At 53.1% G+C, this 22,959-nt stretch carries 17 protein-coding genes; 10 read left to right on the top strand and 7 right to left on the bottom strand.

Annotated elements, in window-relative coordinates:
• Window positions 1-94 precede the first annotated feature (94 nt).
• The gene (gene nadC / locus SH668x_RS05285) at window positions 95-997 is read left to right on the top strand and encodes a carboxylating nicotinate-nucleotide diphosphorylase (protein WP_437187651.1); all 903 of its coding nucleotides are present in this window, start codon (window positions 95-97) and stop codon (window positions 995-997) included.
• A 124-nt stretch (window positions 998-1,121) separates the two neighbouring features.
• Here the strand turns inward: nadC and tyrS are convergent, their stop codons facing one another.
• The 3 genes from tyrS to SH668x_RS05270 all read right to left on the bottom strand — a co-directional run bounded on the left by tyrS (window position 1,122) and on the right by SH668x_RS05270 (window position 8,036).
• Entirely contained in the window at window positions 1,122-2,354 is a 1,233-nt protein-coding gene (tyrS, locus tag SH668x_RS05280) for a tyrosine--tRNA ligase (RefSeq protein WP_437187650.1), read from the bottom strand.
• A 217-nt stretch (window positions 2,355-2,571) separates the two neighbouring features.
• Entirely contained in the window at window positions 2,572-3,639 is a 1,068-nt protein-coding gene (locus SH668x_RS05275; RefSeq protein WP_437187649.1) for a tetratricopeptide repeat protein, read from the bottom strand.
• Window positions 3,640-3,752: 113 nt separating this feature from the next.
• Window positions 3,753-8,036, bottom strand: coding sequence for a hypothetical protein (locus SH668x_RS05270; protein WP_437187648.1), 4,284 nt, complete (start codon window positions 8,034-8,036; stop codon window positions 3,753-3,755).
• 369 nt (window positions 8,037-8,405) lie between these two features.
• On the opposite strand from SH668x_RS05270, the gene SH668x_RS05265 reads away from it, so the two are divergent.
• From SH668x_RS05265 to SH668x_RS05230, 8 genes are all read left to right on the top strand, one after another.
• Entirely contained in the window at window positions 8,406-9,329 is a 924-nt protein-coding gene (locus SH668x_RS05265; RefSeq protein WP_437187647.1) for a phytoene/squalene synthase family protein, read from the top strand.
• A 4-nt stretch (window positions 9,330-9,333) separates the two neighbouring features.
• The gene (locus SH668x_RS05260) at window positions 9,334-10,416 is read left to right on the top strand and encodes a tRNA dihydrouridine synthase (protein WP_437187646.1); all 1,083 of its coding nucleotides are present in this window, start codon (window positions 9,334-9,336) and stop codon (window positions 10,414-10,416) included.
• 87 nt (window positions 10,417-10,503) lie between these two features.
• Window positions 10,504-11,241, top strand: coding sequence for a ribonuclease PH (gene rph / locus SH668x_RS05255; RefSeq protein ID WP_437187645.1), 738 nt, complete (start codon window positions 10,504-10,506; stop codon window positions 11,239-11,241).
• A gap of 246 nt (window positions 11,242-11,487) precedes the next feature.
• Entirely contained in the window at window positions 11,488-12,552 is a 1,065-nt protein-coding gene (locus tag SH668x_RS05250) for a hypothetical protein (RefSeq protein ID WP_437187644.1), read from the top strand.
• A gap of 403 nt (window positions 12,553-12,955) precedes the next feature.
• On the top strand, window positions 12,956-13,930 hold the full coding sequence (locus tag SH668x_RS05245; RefSeq protein ID WP_437187643.1) for a DUF1559 family PulG-like putative transporter: 975 nt from the start codon (window positions 12,956-12,958) through the stop codon (window positions 13,928-13,930).
• A gap of 195 nt (window positions 13,931-14,125) precedes the next feature.
• Window positions 14,126-14,521, top strand: a complete 396-nt coding sequence (locus tag SH668x_RS05240; RefSeq protein ID WP_437187642.1) for a carboxypeptidase-like regulatory domain-containing protein — start codon at window positions 14,126-14,128, stop codon at window positions 14,519-14,521.
• A 201-nt stretch (window positions 14,522-14,722) separates the two neighbouring features.
• Window positions 14,723-17,503, top strand: a complete 2,781-nt coding sequence (locus tag SH668x_RS05235; protein WP_437187641.1) for a DUF1553 domain-containing protein — start codon at window positions 14,723-14,725, stop codon at window positions 17,501-17,503.
• Complete coding sequence (locus SH668x_RS05230) at window positions 17,493-18,917, top strand: DUF1501 domain-containing protein (RefSeq protein WP_437187640.1); 1,425 nt, start codon at window positions 17,493-17,495, stop codon at window positions 18,915-18,917. The genes SH668x_RS05235 and SH668x_RS05230 overlap by 11 nt, the downstream gene beginning before the upstream one ends.
• A 9-nt stretch (window positions 18,918-18,926) precedes the next feature.
• Here SH668x_RS05230 and SH668x_RS05225 read toward each other — a convergent pair whose 3' ends face one another.
• The 3 genes from SH668x_RS05225 to SH668x_RS05215 all read right to left on the bottom strand — a co-directional run bounded on the left by SH668x_RS05225 (window position 18,927) and on the right by SH668x_RS05215 (window position 20,715).
• Window positions 18,927-19,382 (bottom strand): BLUF domain-containing protein, encoded by a 456-nt coding sequence (locus SH668x_RS05225; protein ID WP_437187639.1) that lies wholly within the window; start codon window positions 19,380-19,382, stop codon window positions 18,927-18,929.
• A 464-nt stretch (window positions 19,383-19,846) separates the two neighbouring features.
• Window positions 19,847-20,383: a type 1 glutamine amidotransferase domain-containing protein gene (locus SH668x_RS05220; protein ID WP_437187638.1), complete on the bottom strand. Its 537-nt coding sequence runs from the start codon at window positions 20,381-20,383 to the stop codon at window positions 19,847-19,849.
• A 77-nt stretch (window positions 20,384-20,460) separates the two neighbouring features.
• A complete protein-coding gene (locus SH668x_RS05215; RefSeq protein ID WP_437187637.1) occupies window positions 20,461-20,715 on the bottom strand; it encodes a hypothetical protein in 255 nt (84 codons plus the stop codon).
• Between the two features lie 133 nt (window positions 20,716-20,848).
• Here SH668x_RS05215 and thiS point away from each other — a divergent pair, with 133 nt between their 5' ends.
• Window positions 20,849-21,049: a sulfur carrier protein ThiS gene (gene thiS, locus SH668x_RS05210; RefSeq protein ID WP_437187636.1), complete on the top strand. Its 201-nt coding sequence runs from the start codon at window positions 20,849-20,851 to the stop codon at window positions 21,047-21,049.
• Window positions 21,050-21,202: 153 nt separating this feature from the next.
• Here thiS and nadB read toward each other — a convergent pair whose 3' ends face one another.
• Window positions 21,203-22,849, bottom strand: coding sequence for an L-aspartate oxidase (gene nadB, locus SH668x_RS05205; protein ID WP_437187635.1), 1,647 nt, complete (start codon window positions 22,847-22,849; stop codon window positions 21,203-21,205).
• Between the last annotated feature and the right edge of the window lie 110 nt (window positions 22,850-22,959).

Raw genomic sequence — 22,959 nt, 5'->3', positions numbered from 1 at the left:
GTCATGGCATTCAACACAGCCTGTGAAGGTGTTCTTCCCCTCAATCGCCGACACACCTCCCCGAGACAGGGGCTATTAGGATCTCCTGCATTCCATGACTGACACGACCTTGCAAATTCCGTTTTCCGATTCCGACCGACAGGCTGCAACCAATTCAGTTCGCCTGGCTCTTCAGGAAGATCTGGGTTCACAGGGGGACGTCACTTCGACGCTCTTCATCCCAGCGACCGCGCGCGGGGAACTGGCAATTGTCGCTCGAAAGCCGGGAGTGCTTTGTGGAAACGTTGTCGTCCCGCTGATTCTGAATGAACTTGGTAACACCATCAGTGTAATGGACCTCCTTGCAGATGGATCCCGACTGGATTCAGGAACCGTGATTGCTCGTCTCAACGGCCCCGTGCAAGCTCTCCTGACAGCGGAACGCACGATTCTGAATTTCCTCACGCTTCTGAGTGGGGTAGCAACTGAGACCAGCAAGTACGTCACCGCGATTTCCGGGACCAAAGCCCGAATTCTGGACACAAGAAAAACACTTCCGGGACTGAGAGCACTTCAGAAATACGCCGTTCGATGCGGGGGCGGAGTGAACCACCGCATCGGCCTGTACGATGCGGTACTGGTCAAAGACAACCACCTGGCGTCATTCCGCGAACTTCAACAAGCCTCACTCGACAGCGCAGTGCTCCATCTGAAAGCGAATGTTCCGCCGGGAATGATTGTTCAATTCGAAGTCGACACACTCGACCAACTCGAAGAACTCCTCCCGAGCACTCCGGACATCATATTGCTCGACAACATGTCCCTTGAAGAGTTGCGTCAGGCAGTTCAGAGACGCAATGGAATTGCCCCACAAGTGCTTCTCGAAGCGTCGGGGGGCGTCTCTTTGGCAACGGTTGCTGATATCGCTGCTACGGGAGTTGATCGAATCAGCGTCGGTGCAATCACACATTCGGCACCGGCTCTCGACATTGGATTCGACTGGATCGAGCGAGTTTGAACTCCTCCAAATGAACAGGTCCACTGCAATCAACAAAAAAGCTGCGAACGATTGTTGGTCCGTCCGCAGCTTGAAACTGTTGATACAAGATTTTCCTGTCTCGTCAACGAGAGACATTCTCTGCTCAGTCTTGCAGGGAGACTCGGCACCAGTCTTTCTTTCCGGCCCGAACGATCATCCCCTCAACAACGGTTACCCACTCGGCACGATCCCGGAGAATGCTCTTTTCTTCCCCAATTAAAATGAACGCTGCCGCCCCTTTGATTCGCTGCATGGCAACGCTGGTTGACGGAACGAGTCCAAGTTCTTTCAACAGTTGAGCCGCCTGAATCGCACCGTTTTCGTTCAGAAGCGAACGTTTGAGAGAGACTTCCGGAATTTCAGTCGGAAGATTTCCTTCGCCAATTTCTTTCTGCCAGCGAGCCGCTGCTTCGTCCCCGGCTCCTTGTCCATGGTACTCATCGATAATGATGCGTCCCAACTGAACTTTGGCTTCCTTAGGATGACCAGCAAGCAACGTGTCGACTTCACTCATCGGAAGATGCGTGAGCAGTTCGTAGTAGGCCCTCATCACAGCGTCGGGAAGCTGCATGAACTTCTTCATCATGGAATACGGATCTTCCGAGATTCCGATGTAATTCCCGAGGCTCTTCCCCATTCGGCGAGTCCCATCGGTTCCAACAAGAATCGGAGACATGATCCCGATCTGTTGATTGATCCCCTGCGTTTTCTGAAGGTCTCGAGCCAGCATGAAGCTGTAAAGCTGTTCGGTCCCCCCCAGTTCGATATCTGACTTGATTTCGACCGAATCCCAAGCCTGCATCACTGGGTAAAGACATTCATGCAGAAAGATAGGGACTTCTCCAGCCATCCGTTTTGCGAAATCGTCGCGAGTGAGCAACTGGGCGACAGTCACCTTGCCGCACAATTGAAGAATTTCAACCAACCCCATCTTGCCGAACCAGTCCCCGTTCCGATGAACTTCGGCCCGGGAAAGGTCGACGACTTTTCCAACCTGCTCCAGGTAATACCGTGCGTTTGATTCAACCTGTTCTGCAGTCAGCTTCTTTGTTCGCGCCTCGTCGCGTCCGCTCGGATCTCCCACCATCGCGGTTGCGTTTCCGATAATAATGACAGCCTGATGCCCCAGCTCCTGAAACTGTCGCATCTTGCGGAGAGGAACCGTGTGTCCGAGATGCACATCGGCAGCAGTCGGATCGATCCCGTACTTCACACGCAGTGGGATTCCAGTTTGGCGGCTTTTTTCAAGTTTTTCTGCCAACTCTGCTTCCGGAACGATCTTCTCGACGCCACGACGAAGGATCTCAAGTTGTTCTGAAACTGCGGGAAACGTCATCAATCAACTCAATTTGCAATAACTGTCAGAATCGAAATCCACTGCCAACGCAGGAAATCACCGAGGAATTCAAACCGGCTTTTCAAGCGGATATTCACCAACCGGACCTCCACAAACTAGCAAACGCTGACGAATTTCACATCGTCAGCGTTTGAAAGAATTCGATAACAGGCGTCTGTAAGCCAATGAACCCGCAGGAGTGCGTTCTCCTGAGGACTTACTGGCCTTCCGTCAATTTTTGCGTCCAGACGCTGTCTTGATAATCAGACTGCAATTTGGCACTCGCTTCCGCTCCACGGCCAGGTTGCCCAATTGCGGGCCAGAGTTTGGAAAGATGATACAACGCTTCGGCATGAAGGTCGGACTGGGTTGCCAGTGACGGAATCACATCAACGTGCAAGTATGCCAGCACGGCTTCCTTCGCGTGCTGCCCATCCACTGAATACACGTTTCCTAACTGAACATACGCATTTGCAAGAACTCGAGTTTCTTCCGCTGAGGCATCGTTGACCACCTTCTTCAACACCTCGATCGCCTGATCGTTCTGATTCATCATCTGAAAGCATTCGGCCTGCCCCAGCATCCCCCCTAACACCACTGCCTTTTCAGCAGGAGTGGTCGCATTGGTGGCAACAACCTGATCGAACAGAGCCTTTGCTTCTGCAGTCTTCTGCTGAGACAGCAGCGACTGCCCTTTTCCTGCCTGTGCAAGCATCTGATAGGCAGGCCAAGGGGCCTGAGCAACATTCCCAAACGCCGTCTCCGCAAGATCTGTCTGACCTGCAAGCAGTGCAGTCTCAGCGAGGAGAAGTTGCATTGGGTACGTGCGGTAGTGATCACGATACGAGTTCAGAAAGGCGTTCATTTTATCAATGGCCGCCTGTTGCTGAGTGACATCAGCCTGCGCGATTTTCGACAATGTTCGTGCAATCAGGAACTCAATTTCCCCCTTCAGGTTCTGGTTCGATCCAGCAGCATTCAGCCCGTCCTGATAAGCGACCAGGGCCTCCTTAAATTGTCCGTTGCTTTCCTGACTTCTCGCGAGGTTCAGACCGGGTGGCTCAGCCTGATATTCCACCCGCTCGATTTCATTTGCTGCAATTTTCTCTTCTCTGTTGCCGACTTTCTGCGTCACCACGACATCGAGCTTGCTGACCGCGGTGATTTGACCGCCGACGCTTTTCGTGTCTCCCTTTCGGAAAACGAGATCGATATCCGCAGCGAATGCTGACGCGGAAAACGCGAATGACAGAACCAATGTCGTCAGAATTGATGGAGTTTTCATGGGAATTCTGAACTGATTACAAGCGGGAGGTTCAAGTGGATAGTCGTGCACGAATACGGCGCAACACCGTGTTCACTGATCTGTCTCTGCACTCTGAGAGTGGAAAGACTCTATTAAAAATCGAGGCTATTCTTGGGCTTCGCTGCTGGTGCAGGCTTCTGTCCTTCTGCCGGTGGAGCGGCTTTCTTCGGAGGAGCATCTCCCGAGCCAGAGAAGTCTGGGAAAACCGGTCCGCCCGTGACTGGCTTCGGTGCCGCTGGCCGCGGAGCAACGGGTGGCAAACTGAATTCACCTTCGCCTGTTCCCTTCGGAACCGCTTTCGCTTGAGGAACGGGCTTCGCAACCGGAGGAGAGTTTGGCGCGGCTCGATCTGGACTCGCAGCTGGAGCGACTTTCTGCGTTGGAGACACCGCTGGCTGAGCCGAAGTTGGGCGCGGTGCTGGCTTCGCAACGGAAGGCTGTGCTCCTGCAGCTGGCGAGGCGCTTACCGGCTTCACTGGCTGAGCAATTGGTGGAGCTGAACCTTGAGGTTGCGGAGCCGCAACGACAGGCTTGGGCGCCGCTGGTCTGTTCGCAGCCTGTGGAGCAGCAACCGGTTTACCATCTGCTGCTGGCGGTGCGATTGGCTTGGCAGCCACTGGTTTCGGTGTCACATTCACTGGATTCGCAGGGACGGGAGCGACAGGTTTTGTCGCGCTCGGCACAGGCTTCACTGCAGCAGGCTTTGGAACAGCAGGTTTGACCGGTTCTGCGGTTTCTGCAACGACTGAGGTCGGACGATTCGGTGCGGCACTGACAGGCTTCTCTCTCACCACTGGAGCAGCTTGAACAACTGTCGACTTTGGCGGTTTGACTGCGACCTTTTTCGAGTCAACTTCAGCACTCGCTGGTGATTTTTGTCCAGCAGGTTCGCTGAGATCGATAAACGGCGCGAAGGCAGGTTTTGGGGCTGTCCCCTTCCCTTTTGCAGGTGTCGCTGGGACCGCTGCACGTAATGTGAATGGAGGTGGCGCGTCCCCGGCAGTCACAGGGCCGAGTGGCGAGACAGGTCCGTTCCCGAGTTTGACTGTCTCGACGTCTGCACCTTTTGTCCCAGTCTTTTTCTTATTGGCCTGAGCGAGGCCCATGAAATACAAACCAGCGACTGCCGCTGCCGCCAGACTGACGATGAGAATGATCAGCAGAGTGTTGTCTGGTGCCGGAGGAGGCGTTTCAGCAGGCTTGGGAGCGGTTACCACGGGTGCTGTGGCATTCTTGCTGGCCGCGATTGCGTCTGCCTTCATCAATTCAGCAGTCTTCTCGTCCGTATCCAGTAGTTGCCGTGGGAGATCGACGACAGGGTCGGCCAGATCTCCAAGAATCTGCTTGTAAAGTGCGTTAAACCGCATGTAGTCTTCATCGCTCCAGCGTTTCGAAATTCGCTGAAAACCGGTGATTGCAGACCGGGCGCGAACCAGATGTTCCCTCGACTCTTTCGGTTCCGACAGGGCAAGACCGAACTTACGTTCCCCGTCTGCGAGTCGATACCTCGCATCTGTCAGCAGGCTTTCAAGGCGTTCTGAAGATTGGCTGTAGACAGCCTGCTGCAACGACTGGGCTGCATAGGTCCATCCCCAAACGTGCACCGGCTGTTTACGACCGTACAACGCGATCTTGAACTTCTCTTGCTCTGCGGGATCACTCGCCCCCCAGTCCTCGTAAAGTTCTGCAGCTTGGAACTGCGCATCCGGTGCGTTCTGATTTCCTTGCAACACGTCAACCACAATGGTCTCTGCTGCTGCGAATTTCTTTTGCTCTCTCAAACAATTTACAAGTCGCAATTTGCAGGCAACGACTTGTTGCGGAGTCGCAAATTTCGGATCTGCAGCAGCCAGCTGTAACATCGATTCATAGGCCGCGGCGGCCCGGTTGTAGAACTCGACCTTCTTTTCCTGTTTATCTGAAGATGAGTCTGCGAGGCTGGAATATGTTTCTGCGATCCACAGCAGCGAATAGAACGTCTGCCCATCTTTTCGATTGAAAAGATCATTCATGAAGGATTCGAAACCAGCACGCACATCATCCAACCGTTGGATGTCTCCAGCGGCCTTGAGGCGAGAAAGCTCCTGCTCGAGCTCGCGACCAAAATCGACGAAGACCTGAGTAAGTGCTGTGCCATCTTCCCCGGCTGCCACTTTTTCCAGAGCGATTCGAGCATTGCGAGCTTCGTCCAGATTCTTAAGGCCAACCCATGCTCTCAGCAGTTGCTGATAAGCGAGACTCGCCATCTGGCGGCTCTTGGCCTTCGTCGGATCTTGGGGACGGGCTTCCCCTTCCGGGACATCCACCGCAGCCAGGACTGGATGCGGATCTTTGGTCAACAGTTCGAGTGCCCCGCGTGTCCCATCTTCAGTCGACTGATAAATTCCGTCGAGATTGCGAATGCCGACCAGCGTCAGTTTCGCTCCGACGATATCATCCGAGAGTGGACGATCAGCTGGTGTACTTTTCTCGGCATCTTCGATCCCGACGACCAGCCGCTCAAGTGCGTTCTGCTTCCAAAGCTTCAGATCTTCCGGATTCGCGACTCCTTCAGATTCAGGCTTGGCGGTTTCCAGAACATACATTCGCCAGTAAGCCTTTCCAGCGCGTACTTGCGATTCCCCGTATTGACTCGAACCGAATGGAATTTTCTCCCACCATCCAGCAGCGGTGATGAAGTCTCCATTGTTCCAGAAAATCTTCGCAATCGTGTTTCTTGCATCGTTCGCACGATCAGAGTCAGGCCAACGATCGCAAATACTGTTGGCAGCGGCGATCACTTGATCTGCCTCGAATTGGCGATTTCCTTCCGGCGCATTTGTGTACGCGCTGTCGAAAGCGGTCATCGACAGAAATCCCGCTTCGCGAGCGAAATCGGGAAATTTTTCTCCGTAGCGAATCATCTGGTCGTTCGCGACCACTGCAGCTTCAAAGAAACGCTGCTGCAAATAGTAACCGTAGGCAAGCCGCAAACGGGCGGTGTTCACGAGAATCGGATCATTGGAATCCTTCACCATTCTCAATCCGAGATCGTATAACCGGGTCATCTCGGCCGCATTGGCCATCATGCCTGCGTGTTCCGCAATTGCTTCCTGCTCTTTGCCTTCGCCTTGCAACTTCCGAATCTGAGCGTTGGCCGCAGTCACTTGCTCATACAAAACGCCAGCATTTCCATAGGCGGTATCGAAATCCTTGGGATCACTTCCATCACGATTCGTAGCGAGCAGAAGGCGCTGAATCATGGCCGATGATGGGGTCTTGAATTCTCCCGGATACTTGTTGATTGTTCGAGCACGGGTGAGTGCCTGGGTGAGGTACCCCTTACGAACCGATTCCGTCAGATTCCGATCCATCCCCAACGCTTCCTGAGCGCGGGAGAGTTCCCATTGAATGCCTAGTCCAACATCAGTTCGGGCGAGATCACGGGCATCCTTCAGCCATGCTTCCGCTTCAGAGATCACAACATTGTAATCGTGACGCTCAGGCGAGTTGAGGCAGATCAATCGGAAGCGGAGGGCAAGATTCTTAAGGTTCCGCATCGGAACCGTGGTCCCTTCATGCTCAAGGGTCTCGCCATAAATCCCTAGAGCAATGCGAATTCCTTCTACGCCACCTTGTTCTTCAAAGCATTTCCCCTGCCAGACACGTGCCTGTAAACCTGCCATCTGGCTGCGATATTTCTGGTGAATTGCTTCAAACTGATCAGCAGCCTTAACAAGGACTTCCTTCCGTTGCGGTGATGAGCGGTCGTATGTCTGTGCCTCCCAGAACGTACACTTGGCTAGGTCAAGCTGCGCCAGCATGAAGAATTTTTCCGCTTCAGCTCGTGCCTGACGCTGCTGAACCTGATCTTCCGGGATAAAGACCGGGAAGACCTTCCAGTTCTTCTCATGCTGCACTCGAGCCTCTTCAAAGATCCCGCTTGCAATTGCGATCGACTTGCGGGCATTCTCACGCAATGTCTCTTTAATCCCATCGTTGGATGGTTTCTCAGCATCGAAGACGTCAACTCGAGCTTTCTCGAGGAAGATGTGACCACGAGCAGTATTGGCGTTCCCTGCGAGGGGGTGGTTTGGATTCGCTTTAACGAACGATTCGAATGCAGCCTGCGCAGCATCCAGTTGCTGACGTTGCGTATCCAGACTGGCCAACCCCTTTGCGCTTTCCAGGAGAGTTTGACCACGCTCGTAGGGCAATACCTCTAAGATTTCTTTGGGCAGGTTAGGATCTTGCTCGACCTCCTGCAGGTAGAACATTGCCATATCGTAATAGCGTCGCGACCGAAGACCTTCCAAAAATGAAAGGACCGGTTCTGCGGCAACTGTTGTCCCGGCACAGATCAGCAATAACGTCAAACTCAAAAATGCTCGACACATTGTCAGACATTCCGATCGCATGCGGAGGAAGAGCGGTATCATTTGACGTCTGTGAAATGGATTCATGTGAGTTCTGCCGCTCTACGAAAACGCTGGATTCAGCGATAGAAACGTAAACTACATTGAACGGTCGACACAGATTTGGGCCTGCTTATTCGAATTGTTCGATTGTTCACTGTACAATCCATCTGACTCGAAATTCAAACGACGTTACAATATATGAATCAATGATTTTGAAAAAATGGGAGACTGGTCCATTTGTTCAATCTCGAGGATTGCGAGAGGACCAATGATTCCCCTGATCTACCGATCCAAAAAGACCCCGCTTCGTTCTAAAGATGTTCCTCAAAAGGTCTGCTGGCTGTGACTGTGAGTCTGAAAGAAGCCCAACGTTTCTGCGAAACACTTGCGAAAAAGAGCGGCAGTAATTTCTTCATCGCATTTCGAACTCTCCCTGCGGACATGTACCGCCAGATGTGTGTTTTATACGCTTTCATGAGACACACCGATGACTTGAGCGATGACGAGTCATTGACGATTGAAGAACGAAAATCGCAACTCGGTTTCTGGAGATCCGAACTTCTACGTGCGCTCGCTGGGGAAACTGTCACGCACCCAATCCTGATCGCCATTGCCGATCTTTCCAGAGCCCGACATATCTCCTCGGAAGACCTGTGCGAAGTGATCGCTGGTGTTGAAAGCGACTTGACTCCCAGAAGATTTCAAACGTTTTCAGAACTCGATCAGTATTGTTATCAGGTTGCAGGAGTCGTTGGCCTCTGCTGCCTGAAAATCTGGGGATTCGACGAAAACGCACCACGTCGACCTGCGATCGCCTGTGGAACAGCATTTCAGCTGACGAATGTACTGAGAGACCTGAAGGAAGATGGACAGCGAGGACGAATTTATCTTCCAGAAGAAGACCTTGTCCGCGCCAAATATCCTGCCGACGAACTACTGAAACAAACGATCAATCCTGCATTCCGGGATTTAATGCAGTTTCAGGTCCAAAGAGCGTGGAGTCATTTCCATGAAGCGATTGTCCTGCAACAGTACTTGTCGCCAGCGGGACGAAGAGTCTTTCTCGCATTCTTCGAACTTTACAGTTCGATCCTGAAACAGATCGAAGTAGCAAACTACGACGTCTATTCAAACCGCATCCGGTTATCACGATGGAAAAAGGGGCGAATTGCTCTCAGCTGCATCTTGCGGCTCAACCAGGCCCTTCCCAAGCTCCCGGAAATATCTGGTTCAGAGCACTTCAAGACCACACTCGAGACAGCTTCTCATTAAATCCATGCTTCCCTTTCCGGATCTTCCTCTGAACGCCTCTCCCGTCGATGAAACGCCTCTTCAGATGGGAACGCGATTGCTTCCGAGCCGTTATTTCCTGGCTCCACTGGCTGGGTATACCCATCTCGCCTTTCGCAACGTAGTTCGTGGACTCGGCGGAATGGGATTGGCGACGACCGATCTCGTTCAGGCAACTCTTCTCTTGGCTGGCCATCCGAAGTCACGTGAATTGATCGAGACGAATGCTCACGACACTCCTCTTTCTGTTCAGATCTTTTCTGGGATCCCAGAACATCTGATCAACGCTGCAAAATGGCTGGAAGAACATGGATATCAGGGAATCGATATCAACATGGGCTGTCCAATGGCGAAAGTGAACGGACAAGGAGGCGGTGCACGCCTGATGTGCGACACCAGTGGAGCGTGTTCATTGGTCGGTCAGGTCGTTAACGCCGTCAGCGTTCCAGTCACAGTCAAAATGCGACTCGGATGGGATCGCGACCAGATCACTGCTCCAGCGCTCGCACGGGAATTCGAGCAACTGGGAATTGCCGCGATTACGATCCATGGACGCACTCGCGCTCAAGGCTTTAACGGCTCTGTCGATCTCCAAGGGATCCGCGATGTCGTGGAGGCAGTTGAGCGAATTCCGATCATCGGAAATGGAGATATCCGTTCGCCCGAAGACGCCATCCGCATGCGTCAGCTGACAGGGTGCCCTGCCGTCGCGATCGGAAGAGGGGCACTCCTTGACCCCTGGATCTTCTCGAAATTGAAAGATCTCGCTGAATCGAATCCCCAGCGTGAACCCACACCTCAGGCGCAAGTGCAATTCCTGCGCGACCACTTCCGCTTCATGAGAGAACAGCACGGGGAATTCAGCACCCGGCTCTTTCGAAAATTTGCAGCCTGGTACGGCCAGCAACTCGGAATCCCGGATGACCTCGAAGACCGACTCCGCCGTTTCGAATCAGACGTCGAGTTCGAGACGATCGTCAACGAAATCGCCGAAAGACATGGCCAGCGAGTTGCGAAGATGCCAACCGCCCTTGTGAAAGTCCCGAATGGGCCTGTCGAACGTTGGTGATGAACTTAAAAGATGTCCAACACAGGTGGAATTCAGTAGACTGTCCCCTTTCGAAATCTCATTGACAGCAAACGCGGAATTCCTTGCATGCGACACGACGGAAGAACATCTGAAACACTTCGACCAATCCATATTGAACGCCCCTACTACGGAGCGGCACCGGGTCGGGTGTTGATTCAAGCCGGCCGGACGACCATTCTCTGTACAGCCAGCCTTTCCACTGACCTTCCCCCGTGGAAAATGCGGGAAGAGAACCCCACCGGTTGGGTGACTGCTGAATACAACATGCTTCCGGGATGTACCGCACCAAGAAAATCGCGGAAAGCAGACGGCCGCAGCACAGAGATTCAGCGACTCATCGGGCGCAGCTTGAGAGCGGTCGTCGATTTCGTCGCCTTGGGTCCACGCGTCATCACAGTGGATTGCGACGTGCTCGAAGCAGACGGCGGAACACGCACGCTCAGCATCACGGGCGGATTCATTGCACTCGTCGATGCCGTGGCTGCCGTCCAGGACCCGACGTTCGATTTTAAAAAGGTCTTCAGAGACAGCGTCGCGGCCGTCAGCGTCGGAGTCGCCAATGGTCAACCTGTCCTCGATCTGGACTACGTTGAGGACAGTCAGGCCGATGTCGACATGAACGTTGTCATGACAGGCAGCGGCAAGTTCATCGAAGTTCAGGGGACAGCTGAACGCGAACCGTATGATCGTAAAACCCTCAATTCACAACTCGATCTGGCAGAGCTAGGAATTGCGCAACTCACTGCGATTCAACGACAAACGCTCGGCGACAAATGGCCTATGGACACATCTTCGGGAAGTTGATAGAACTCCCGCGCTGAGAAGGCTCCTCGGGTCGTCTCGACCAATCCAATTTCACTCCCTTCCCGTCCGGGAGGGAGTGTTCAAATTTCCCTTCCGAAGCCTCTGACTTCCTGTTCATGGAATCAGGGGACTCATCGCGACTCAACCAACCGTTTTGTCGCTCCCTATCAAACTACCCCCCTCGGTTGTTGCGACATCCACTGCTGGAAGCGGATGGAACGACAGTCAATGCACATGGAGTGTGCTATGCCCCTTTCCCTCACATCACTGATTCGATCAACGGTTTTATGCCTTTGTCTCTCCGCAACCATTGCTCAGGCTGCGGGAATTGAAGCAGACCCGAAGAAACAGTACCCGCTTTCGAAGAACCGCGGGCCCTGGATGATTATGGTGACCACGCTTCACGCGACTCAGGCGAAAGGTGAGGACACAGAAGGCAAGACCCCGGAGCAGACTGCCCATGAACTAGTGATCGAGTTACGCAAGTTAGGCCTTCCTGCCTACACCTATGAATACACTCCCGAACAGGAGCACATCGTCAGTAAAGACAGCATGGGGCGAGAAGAACGTCGCAAAAACTCCCGCCTGATCAAATCCGTCTGCGTACTGGCGGGAAACTACAACGGCATCAATGATAAACTGGCGCAGGACTCGCTGGAGTGGGTAAAAAAACTGAAGCCGAAGTGTTTTCAGGATGGAGTCTACTTTCAGGGAACGCCGGGACGCCCGAACCCGTTGAGCGGCGCGTTTCTGACACAGAACCCGATGCTTTCCGCAAAGGAACTCGAGCAGTTTCAGTCACTTGATCCACTTCTGGTCAAACTCAACTCCGGACAACAGCACTCTCTTTTTGAAAACAAAGGGAACTACACGCTGGTGATTGCCCGCTTCTATGGCAAGCACGTGACCGTCAAAGCTGCAGAAGAAGAGACCATCGCGGAGAAGTTCTTCAACAAAGAGTCGTTCCTGAAGGGGGTTCTCGATCAGGCAGCGACTTCAGCGACAGAACTGGTGACAGTACTTCGCAGCAATTACGATCGTGAAGCGACAAACTTCAACAATATCGATGCCTATGTCTGGCACGACCGGCATGAATCTGTCGTCACTGTCGGTTCGTTCAAATCACCAGACGATCCTGAGATTCAAACCTACATCAAGCGATTTGGTCCCAAGATGAAGGATGTCGGCGGAACATTGAACTTCCAGGCAGAACATCTTGGCGTCAGCGGATTCGGTCCGAAGAAAGATGAAAAGAGACTGTGGCTCTTCGAACCCGAGCCGCAGGTGATCCGAGTCCCTCGCGCCCGCTAATTGACCAAACGTGGCGAAAAGCGGCAAGAAACTGGCTCGCACCCATTCAGCCCAAAACACTGTGTGATTATGTGTTTCAGCCCCCACTTTAACAGCAATGCCCCCTGAGATCAGGGGCTCACAAATCGATCAGCCCTGTCCGACTTCCCGGTTGGACAGGGCTTTCTTCATTTGTGCAGCCAACAGCAATCTATACACAAACCTAATGTATTTGTTTGATTATCAGCACAATTTGCTGATTCCAATCACACACGCATTGACGCACATGCACGAACACATATAAACACAAAAGAATGCGACTTCTCGACAATACATTTTACACAGAAATCTCGAGTTGCAGCCAACAGCCAGTCGTTCCACGTCATTCAGATCCCGATTCCAGATGTTCTGCAGGAGAGTGAAATTGAAAAAACCATCGACGAGATTTGGGTTTACGCTCATTGAGCTTCTTGTCGTCATCGCCATCATCGCGGTACTCATTGCGCTCCTGCTCCCCGCAGTCCAGCAAGCTAGAGAAGCGGCGAGACGCTCCCAGTGCAAGAACAATCTGAAGCAACTCGGACTAGCATTTCACAACTATCACGACGTCATCCAACGGTTTCCTCCTGGCGGGTTCGTTATCAACGGTCAGTGGGGACACAATCGCGGCAACGCATTCACGATGCTACTCCCCTACATTGAGCAAGCGGCACTCTTCAACAGCATCAACTTCAATATTCCACTCGACAGCTCAGTGGGAATTGACACACAGACGCTCCCTAATTCAACCGTGCTGATCTCCCAACAGGTCATTCCTGCGTTCCTCTGCCCATCCGACGACATTCCCCCCTTGATGACGGGAGGTATTGCAACCAGCGGCCAAGCGCGTGCAATCAGCAATTATGGAATGTCGATTGGTCACCAGAACTCGTTCGCGTGCGGAACAGGCTGGGACATCATCAACCAAAATGGAGCAACTTCCCACGGTGATACACTCAGCGGCGAGGGGATCTCCGGAGTCTTCTCTCATATGGCCTGGGCAGCAGCATTCCGTGATGTGATCGACGGGACATCCAATACGATTATGGTGGGTGAGGTGCGTCCTCGCTGCGGGAGCCATATGCAGAACGGATGGAACCATCAGAATGCTTACTGGACCTCAACTGTCGGCGGACTGAACTACAAGACTTGCCCGAATGAACCGGGCTTCGTCTCCGGTTCCGCCTGCAATGGGGAGACTTCCTGGGGAACCGCACAAGGCTTCAAGTCACGGCACACAGGTGGTGTCCACTTCGCGTTCGTCGATGGCTCAGTCCACTTCCTCAGCGATAACATTGACTATCGCACGCTCGCGAAGCTTGCTGACCGGCGAGACGCTCTTCCAATCGGCGAGTTCTAGATTTCCATCGAAACTGAACGAAGTCGAGCGACATGAATTGACTGGCCAGCCCGATCCAGAAGCTCATCTGAGATTTTGGATTGGGCTCGTCGTACGAAATCAATTCACGTCGAGAACGCTTCCTCTTTCATTCTTCAAGTTGCATTCGATTTCAATCACGGTGTTGAGACATCGCGATTAGTCAGGAACTCTTCAATGTATCGATACTCTGCATTTGCGATTGTTCTTCTGTGCTTCGGGTGCGGAGGTACATCTGGCCCTCAAGCGACCCCCGTTTCCGGAGTCGTCATGAACGGGGATAAACCGCTGGACGGTGCTGTCGTGATGTTCATTCCACAGAACGGACCACGGGCAACAGGGACCACCGATTCCACCGGACGGTTCCAGCTCACAACAATTGCTCCGAACGATGGAGCCTATCCGGGCGACTACAGTGTCGCAGTCACTAAGACCGTCTCCACCAACGACAAGGACATGTACGCAAGACATAAGTCGTTGATCCCAGAGAAATTCGGCCATCCAGATAAAAGTGGCTTGAAAGCCACTGTCAAATCGGGAGAACCAAACGAAGTGACATTGAATTTGAAATGATGGAGCGTCGGCATCGATAAGACCTTGTCGACACATCGGCAAAAACCCAATAAATTAATATCAATAGGTCCGCGACACACTGATGTCACGAATTCTCCCGCACGTCCCTCCAGAGAATTGCAAATCGAGATTATGAATCTTCGAACTGCATCATCTATCCTTGCAGTCATACTGCCTTGCGCCTTCCTGATGCCATGCAGCGTGAGCACAGGCGCTGACAGCCCGGCGTCCCTCGCTGGGCATCGCGTGATCATCGTTCGATGTCTCGACTGCCACGGAACAGATCAGAGTGGTGGTCTTGATCTGCGAACCGCAGCCACCGCTCTCAAGGGAGGCGAATCGGGTGCTGCCATCGTCCCAGGGAAAGTCAGTGAGAGTTTGTTGATCGACTATGTCGAAACTCAAACAATGCCGCCAAAGCACCCTCTCACAGACGAAGAGATCGACGCCCTGAAAAAGTGGGTTGAAGCCGGAGCTGAGTTTCCTGACAAACCGCTTGATCCCTATGCATTCTCGAATGAAGCCCGGGCGGGCTACGACTGGTGGTCATTACAGTCGATTGTCCCTCACCCCATTCCGCAGGTTCGGGAATCTCAACGAATCTCTTCACCGATCGATGCGTTCATCATTTCCAAGCTGGAAGAGAACGCGTTAACACTCAGCCCGGAAGCGTCACGCGAAGAATTCATACGCCGAGTCACCTTCGACCTGACGGGACTGGCCCCCACTTATGAAGAAATTCAGCAGTTCACAGCCGATCTGGCGCCCGGTGCCCATGAACGTTTGGTCGATCGTCTGCTGGCGAGTCCTCATTACGGCGAACATTGGGGACGACATTGGCTGGATGTCGTCCGCTTTGCCGAAAGTAACGGGTTTGAAAGAGATCGACTGCGGACGAACTTCTGGCACTACCGGGACTACGTGATTCGAGCCTTCAATAACGATGTTCCATACAACGACTTCGTGCAGCAACAACTCGCGGGAGACACACTCGATCCTGCAAATCCAGAAAATCGAATCGCTACAGGCTTTCTCGTCGCAGGTCCGAAGAACGACGTCGATACTGTCAGCGAACTGGAAACAATGATCACCCGTCAGGACGAGTTGGACGAATACGTTTCAGCGGTTGGTACGACTTTCCTCGGCATGACCGTTGGCTGCGCTCGCTGCCATGACCATAAGTTCGATCCAATTCCGACGCGAGACTATTATGCGATGACAGCTATTTTCAGCGGGCTGAATCATTCCAATGAGATCATTGCAACCCCGGAGGAAAAAGAAACCTACGACAAGCAGGTTGGAGAGATTCAACAGCGACTCGCAAAAATCGACGCTGCCATCAGCAGTGTCCTGAACGAGGGTCGACAACAACTTGCTAGCGAATCCAAACAATCAACGTATGACCTTCCGCCTCTGACCGCCCAACTGAATGAAGATACTTTCGAAGCGATCGAAGCCAGGTTCGTTCGTTTCTCTATTGGGGCAACGATGCAGGGAAGCCAGCCGTGCATCGACGAACTGGAGATCTATGGTCCCGAGTCAGAGAGCAATCTGGCGCTTGCATCAGCAGGTAGCAAAGCGACAGCTTCTTCCGAACTGAGTGGGTTCGACATCCACCGTATTGATCACCTCAATGATGGACAAGCAGGCAATTCTCGCAGCTGGATTAGCGGGACGAGTAACATCGGCTGGGCGCAGATCGAACTTCCTCAAATTCAACTCGTTTCCCGAATTGTCTGGGGAAGAGATCGTGAAGGCCGTTTCGTAGACCGCCTGCCGACGGTCTATCAACTCGAGGTCTCTCTGGATGGAAAGGACTGGAAGCTCGTATCGCAGTCGACTCGACGTCCGCCAATCGACTCGAATTCCATGCAATCCAACGAGGCCATTGCAGCCTCTCTCTCCGGTCGTCTCAAGGAACAGCATCAGAAACTGCAATTTGAAAGGGAACAGACACAGCAAGAACGCGATCGAGTCCCGGCGCTCCCTATCAGTTATATCGCGATTACGAACACTCCTCTGCCGACCTTCGTATTGAATCGAGGAAATGTTCGTTCCCCGGAGGAAGCCGTTCAGCCGGCTACGTTTAGTGCCGTTTCTCAACTCAACCCGGTACTCTCGCTACGGGATGGCAACAACAGCGCCAGTCGACGGAAAGCATTTGCCGACTGGATTACCGACTCGAAGAACCCGTTAACAGCACGCGTCTGGGTCAATCGAGTCTGGCAATACCACTTCGGTCAAGGACTCGTTTCCAGCCCCAACGACTTTGGATTCAATGGCGATCAGCCAACACATCCTCAGCTCCTCGACTGGCTGGCGGACGACTTTATGGCACAAGGCTGGACTACCAAACGTCTTCACAAGATGATTGTGCTCTCATCCACATACCGACAATCGAGTGCGAATCGGCCTGAGGCGAGCTCGATCGATGCTGGCAATCGGTTGCTCTGGAGATATTCGCCTCAACGGCTGACGAGTGAATCGGTCCGCGACCGTATCCTGCAGGTCTCGGGATCACTCAATCGAGAATTGTTTGGTCCCAGCTATCGTCTTTTCACTTACGTCGATGGCAACGTTCCGGATTACGTTTTGCTTGATCGACCGGGTCCAGAAACATGGCGCCGCTCCGTTTACAATTTCAACATTCGCACTTTCTCTTCCCCGCTCATGAGTGCTTTTGACTGTCCCGATCCTTCGGTACAGACACCGGTTCGAGGTCGTAGTACCACTGCACTTCAGGCGTTGTCACTCATGAATGGCCAATTCATTTTCGAGCAGGGAACGCTCCTTGCGGACAAGATCAAAAACGCTCACAGCGAAGATCCAGAAGGTCAGGTATCGGCAGCTTACAGAGCTATTCTGGGTCGCGATCCTGATGTCAACGAGTTGCAGTTATCTCAATCATTCCTGACTGAGCACGGACTCTTCAGTTTGTGTCGCGTACTCTTCAACACGAATGAGTTCCTCTATGTTTACTGATCCATCAAACCGCTTCTTGACTCGCCGTCAACTTCTGCAGCTCGCAGGTGGTGGTCTGGGTGCGGTGGCGTTCGCAGATTTACTGCAAGCTGCCCAAAACGTCCCAGAGAATCGCTTACATCATCGCCCGACTGCAAAACGCGTGCTGATGTTGTTTATGTCTGCGGGTGTCAGTCACGTAGACAGCTACGACTACAAGCCGAAGCTGGTCGATCTTGCGGGACAACCGATTTCCGGAAAAGGAAATGTACAAGACGTTTTCTTCCGCACGCCGGGGGTCCTGACACCGAGCTTCTTCCCGTTTTCGCAGTACGGTGAGACAGGTAAATGGTGTTCGAATCTCTTCCCGAAAATCAACAAAAAAGTGGATGAATTGACATTCGTCCATTCGATGGTCGCTAAACAGAACAGCCATGGGCCGGCGATGTTCCACATGAGTACCGGCGAGGCTCGCGGTGGGTCACCGTCATTAGGAGCGTGGACGACTTACGCCCTTGGGAGTGAGACGCAGGACCTCCCAGCGTTCGTCGTGATGATGGATCGCGGAAAGCCACCCAGCAGCAGTGCCAACTGGGGGAACGGTTATCTTCCCGCAAAATATCAAGGAACCGAGTTTCGGAGCGATGGAAATCCGATCCTCGATCTTCAGCCGCCAGCAGGGTATTCGCCTGAACAGCAGCGGGCGAGTTTTGAACTGTTGAATCAACTGAATGAACGTCATTTACAGAAGCACCCGGAGGAGTCGGATCTCTCTGCGAGAATCGCGGCTTATGAACTGGCCGCCAGAATGCAACTGAGTGCCCCGGATGTTGCTGACATCTCACAGGAATCACTCGAAACGCAGAAATTATACGGGGTTGACAGATCTGATCCGTTGCAAGCCCGCTTCAGCACGATGTGTCTGCGCGCACGTCGACTTCTGGAGAGAGGCGTCCGCTTCGTGACCGTTTACAGCGGGGGATCGAACAACGTACAGGCAAACTGGGACGCACATGATAATGTCGTCGATAACCACGGCCGTAACGCATTGAGCGTCGATCAACCGATCGCTGCCTTGCTGACTGACCTGAAGGATCGTGGCCTGCTTGAAGACACATTGGTCATCTGGACTGGAGAATTCGGTCGAACCCCGACGAGCGAAGGGGCAAAAGGGCGCGACCACAATATTTCCGGATTCACGATGTGGATGGCTGGAGGCGGAATGAAACCTGGCCTCTCGTATGGGACGACTGACGAGATTGGATTTGCCGCTGAAGAGAATCCAGTTCCGATTGTCGACTTCCATGCAACAGTGCTGCACGCACTAGGACTCGACCACGAACGACTCACCTATTACTACAATGGAATGAACCGACGGCTTACAGGAGTCGAAGGGCACGTCGTCCGAGATCTGTTCAAAGACCCGCAGGGGTAGCGAAACCACCTAACGAGCAATGACGGGCGAGTAACCGACGTCAACTTGTCGGCGCAGCTGTCCGTACCGGAACTCTTTCATGAACTGAAGTGCGATCTCCCCCGCCTGTCGGGAGGGACGTCCTTTCTTACTGAAAAAATTCAAGAGTTCTGCTGGCATCTCCATGCGACACTTATTGAGATCGGAAAATCCGAGGCTCCATTCAGGAAATGTCGCTGCGGGGACGTAAGCACGTCGAACAATCTGGATTCCGCAATGTAACGGATCTGCTGCAATTCGGGTGAATGTCTGTTCGACATCTGATTCTTCGCCGTCCAGCAAATGCAGGAAGCCTTCAGAACGCAGAAGCAGTAACCCTGATACACCGGAGATCTCGTTATTGGCTCGCGACTTCAGAAGCAGTCGGGAAAGTTCAACACCCGACAATGGAGCCCTGGCGATACTCGTATAAACCAACTGGATCATAATTCCGTCGCTCGTAATTCGCCCGCTCAAAATGAAACTGCGATGCAGAGAACAGATTTGATTCTCAATCCGAGTTAATCACGTTGAACAGATTCATCTCCAACAGACTTCGTTGAAGTAGCTGTAGAAAATCGTCTTCGCGTGTTATCCCACATTTGACGAGCACCGGGTAGACCGCTTCGTCGAAAATTGGCTGAAGCAGACACATGCACAGACTTTGAAACAACTAGCTATCGGAGTCATTGCAGTAAAATGACATCACGCCCGTGATTCCTAAGGCAGTGGCATCGACGAGATAGGGCAATTCACAGAACGTGACGCAGTTCTCTACGCTGAGTGCGGCAACTTTAAAAGATGGCCTGCGACTTCATCTCTGCGACCGGCGAAATTCGCTGAACCACGCCCCGAGATCAAGCGAACCCGATTCGTGATGACGTTCAATCTGACAAGACGATCAGACTCCACTAAATGCGTTCGATCAGAAACTGGATGATCTCTCGCATGAAGGCTGGGAGGTCATCAGGCTTGCGACTGCTGATGAAGTGTCGATCAACCACAACGGGAGCATTTTCAAAAATTGCTCCGGCGTTCTCCAAATCGTCCTTGATCCCTGGAGACCCGGTCACGCGAACGCCTCCATAAACCCTCGCGGAGATCGGGATCCATCCACCATGGCAGATAGCCGCGATCAACTTGGCCTGTTCATCGAATTCGCGAACGAGATTGAGAACATGCTGATCACGTCGGAGTTTGTCGGGCATGAAGCCTCCCGGACAAAGCACTCCATGAAAGTCTGTCGATTCCATATCACGGATCGCAGCGTCGGACTGACACGGGTAACCGAGCTTCCCGGTGTAGACGACTCCTTCTTCCGGGCCGGCAAGCGTCACGTGGGCTCCTGCTTCTTCCAGACGCAACTTTGGATACCACAGTTCCAGATCCTCGTAGATGTCTCCGACGAAACACAGAATTCGTTTACCAATCAGGGGGAGGTCAGACATTGCGAAGACCTTTCTTGCAGAGGATGGAAGGCGACTGAAATGTCCATTCTATCGCGTCTTTCCGGGAGACAGCAGTTTCATCCACATTCCAGCCAGGATTTTCCGGATTCAATCGCCCCACCGAGATTACCACTTCTCCAGACGCGTCCCCCGGTCGTTGAGGTAGCGCATTCTTCCGCAGAAACAACGAACAAATCGGCGGATTCGATTCTTGCCTGCTTGTCGCCGCAGAAAATATTGAATGTTAGACAGAAATCCGGATCACTCCCCTGGTAAGGCTGCCATCTCTCATCCGAAGGGTTATCATTCTTGTTCAGCGTCAGTGGCCACATCCAAATCACAACGTGTTGACAAACGCCACGTGCTGGCTTGTCCAGAAAATCACGTTGTCAGTCGACAACACGTTTCCCTCAACGCTGGAAACGCGTTTGAATCGGAATCAGTTTTAACGGCAGGGAGAAAAGTGTGCAGATCTTCGTCAATGGCGAATCCCGGAAAGTCGCCACCGGGACGACAGTGACAGGCCTTCTTGAAGAACTCGAACTCGACCCCCGGTTTCTGGCGGTCGAGCGCAATCAAGTTCTGATCCCAAGACAATCCCACGCAACATGCACTCTCCGCGAGGGCGACGAAATTGAGATCGTCACACTCGTCGGTGGCGGTTGATACGGGTCCATGAACAAGGCGGCGCTTAGGCATCGAGCACAGAGTGAAAGCCTTCTGTGTGCCCGCACTGTGTTCAACAGCTTGTTCAACAGCGTTTCGCGACACGTCATGTGACGACCACGGTGAATTCTGTGCCGAACCAAACTGAAAACGCTACACGCCCGCGGTCGCCACAAGGTTGTCATTGCAGATTGTGACGTGCGAAGCCATTGCAGGGTTCACCTCAGGGAAATCGCTTCTAAAATGAACTCCGCGGCTTTCAGTGCGTGCTCTTGCGGAGTCGATAATCAACTTCGCGACCAGCAACATATTCTGGAGTTCCCAACCGGTGACCGAGTCGAACTCCCGTTTGGATACGAAGCGATCCCAGAAATCGACTTGCGTTGCAGCGTCCGCCAAACCAGCCTCGTCCCGACGAATACCGACATTTCTCCACATAATGGAGCTGAGGGAATTCTGCAGGTCGGTGAGATTCAAATCGTCCTTCTCAGGAAGAAATGCTTGCCATTCCGACTGAACGTTCGGGACGACAAACCGGTCGGGAATCTGCAGCGCAGCCTCACTCGCCCCTTTTCCGGCCGTCGCTCCGAAGTACAAACCTTCCAGCAGGCTGTTACTGGCGAGACGATTGGCACCATGTAATCCGGTTGAGGTGACTTCACCGGCAGCCCAAAGCCCCGGAAGCGTTGTCTGCCCAATCTCGTCCACTTTGAGCCCACCAATCATGTAGTGAGCCCCGGGACGCACCGGAATTCGATCACGAGTCAGATCAAGCCCGAATTCATTGCAGACTTTGTTGATATGCGGGAACCGCTCGCGGACGTGTGACGGATCCAGATGTGTTAGGTCGAGATACACACAGGAGTGCCGAGTTTTCTCCATCTGATCGGTAATTGCACGGCTCACAATATCGCGAGGAGCAAGCTCTTTGCGCGGGTCGTAGTCCTGCATGAACTCATAACCTGTGACATCGACTAACCGGCCCCCTTCGCCACGGGCAGCTTCCGAAATCAGGTGTCGGCTACTTCCTGCGATGTACAGGACAGTCGGATGAAACTGCATCATTTCCATATCGCGCAGCTCAGCCCCGGCACGATAGGCGATCGCGTGACCGTCTGCGGTTGCGATGATGGGATTGGTGGTCTCGCGGTAGAGTCGCCCGGCGCCACCTGTCGCGAGAATCGTCTGTTTCGCCCAGACGAAGGTGCGTCCATGATGAGCGTTCCAGACAAGCGCCCCACGGCAGGACTGCTGTTCATCAGTCAGGAGATCAATTGTGAAGGTCTTTTCCCAGATCTCTGTCCAACTGGCTCCGCGCACAGTATCGATCATGGCTCTCATGATCTCTTTGCCTGTGGCATCACCCAGGGCATGGGCAACGCGGGCGTGGCTATGCCCGCCTTCTGTCGTCAGTGCGATGTGCCCATCTTTCTGGTCAAATCGGGCGCCTAGCGCAGCAAGCTCACGAATCAGCCCCGGAGCAGCTTCCACGACTTTTCGGACAATCTGCTCATCACAGAGCCCCGCCCCGGCTGTCATCGTGTCTTCAGCGTGGTTCTCGATGTTGTCAGCGGGATCCAAAACTCCAGCGATTCCACCTTGCGCCCACGCACTATTCGAAAGGCTGACTTGATCCTTCGTGATGATTACAACCCTCAGGCGAGGATCGATTTCGAGCGCGGCTTTGATCCCGGCAATGCCTGTCCCGATCACAAGCACATCAGTGAAGACATGCGGAATTCGCTTCGGGTTGAAGCGAGTAAGATAGCGACGTCTTGGCTGATAGTTGAGGTGGTACATGTTCAATGGGAAATCGGCGCAAATTTGTTTCGTAATCGTTTCGAACGTCTCAGGGAGAATCCGATCGAGCCTGTCACATCATCGCGTACGATCATGTCCTCAGACGGTTC

This window comes from Planctomicrobium mucosum, assembly GCF_051466335.1.
Taxonomy (GTDB): domain Bacteria; phylum Planctomycetota; class Planctomycetia; order Planctomycetales; family Planctomycetaceae; genus Planctomicrobium.
This window is presented reverse-complemented; position numbering and strand designations above follow the sequence as displayed.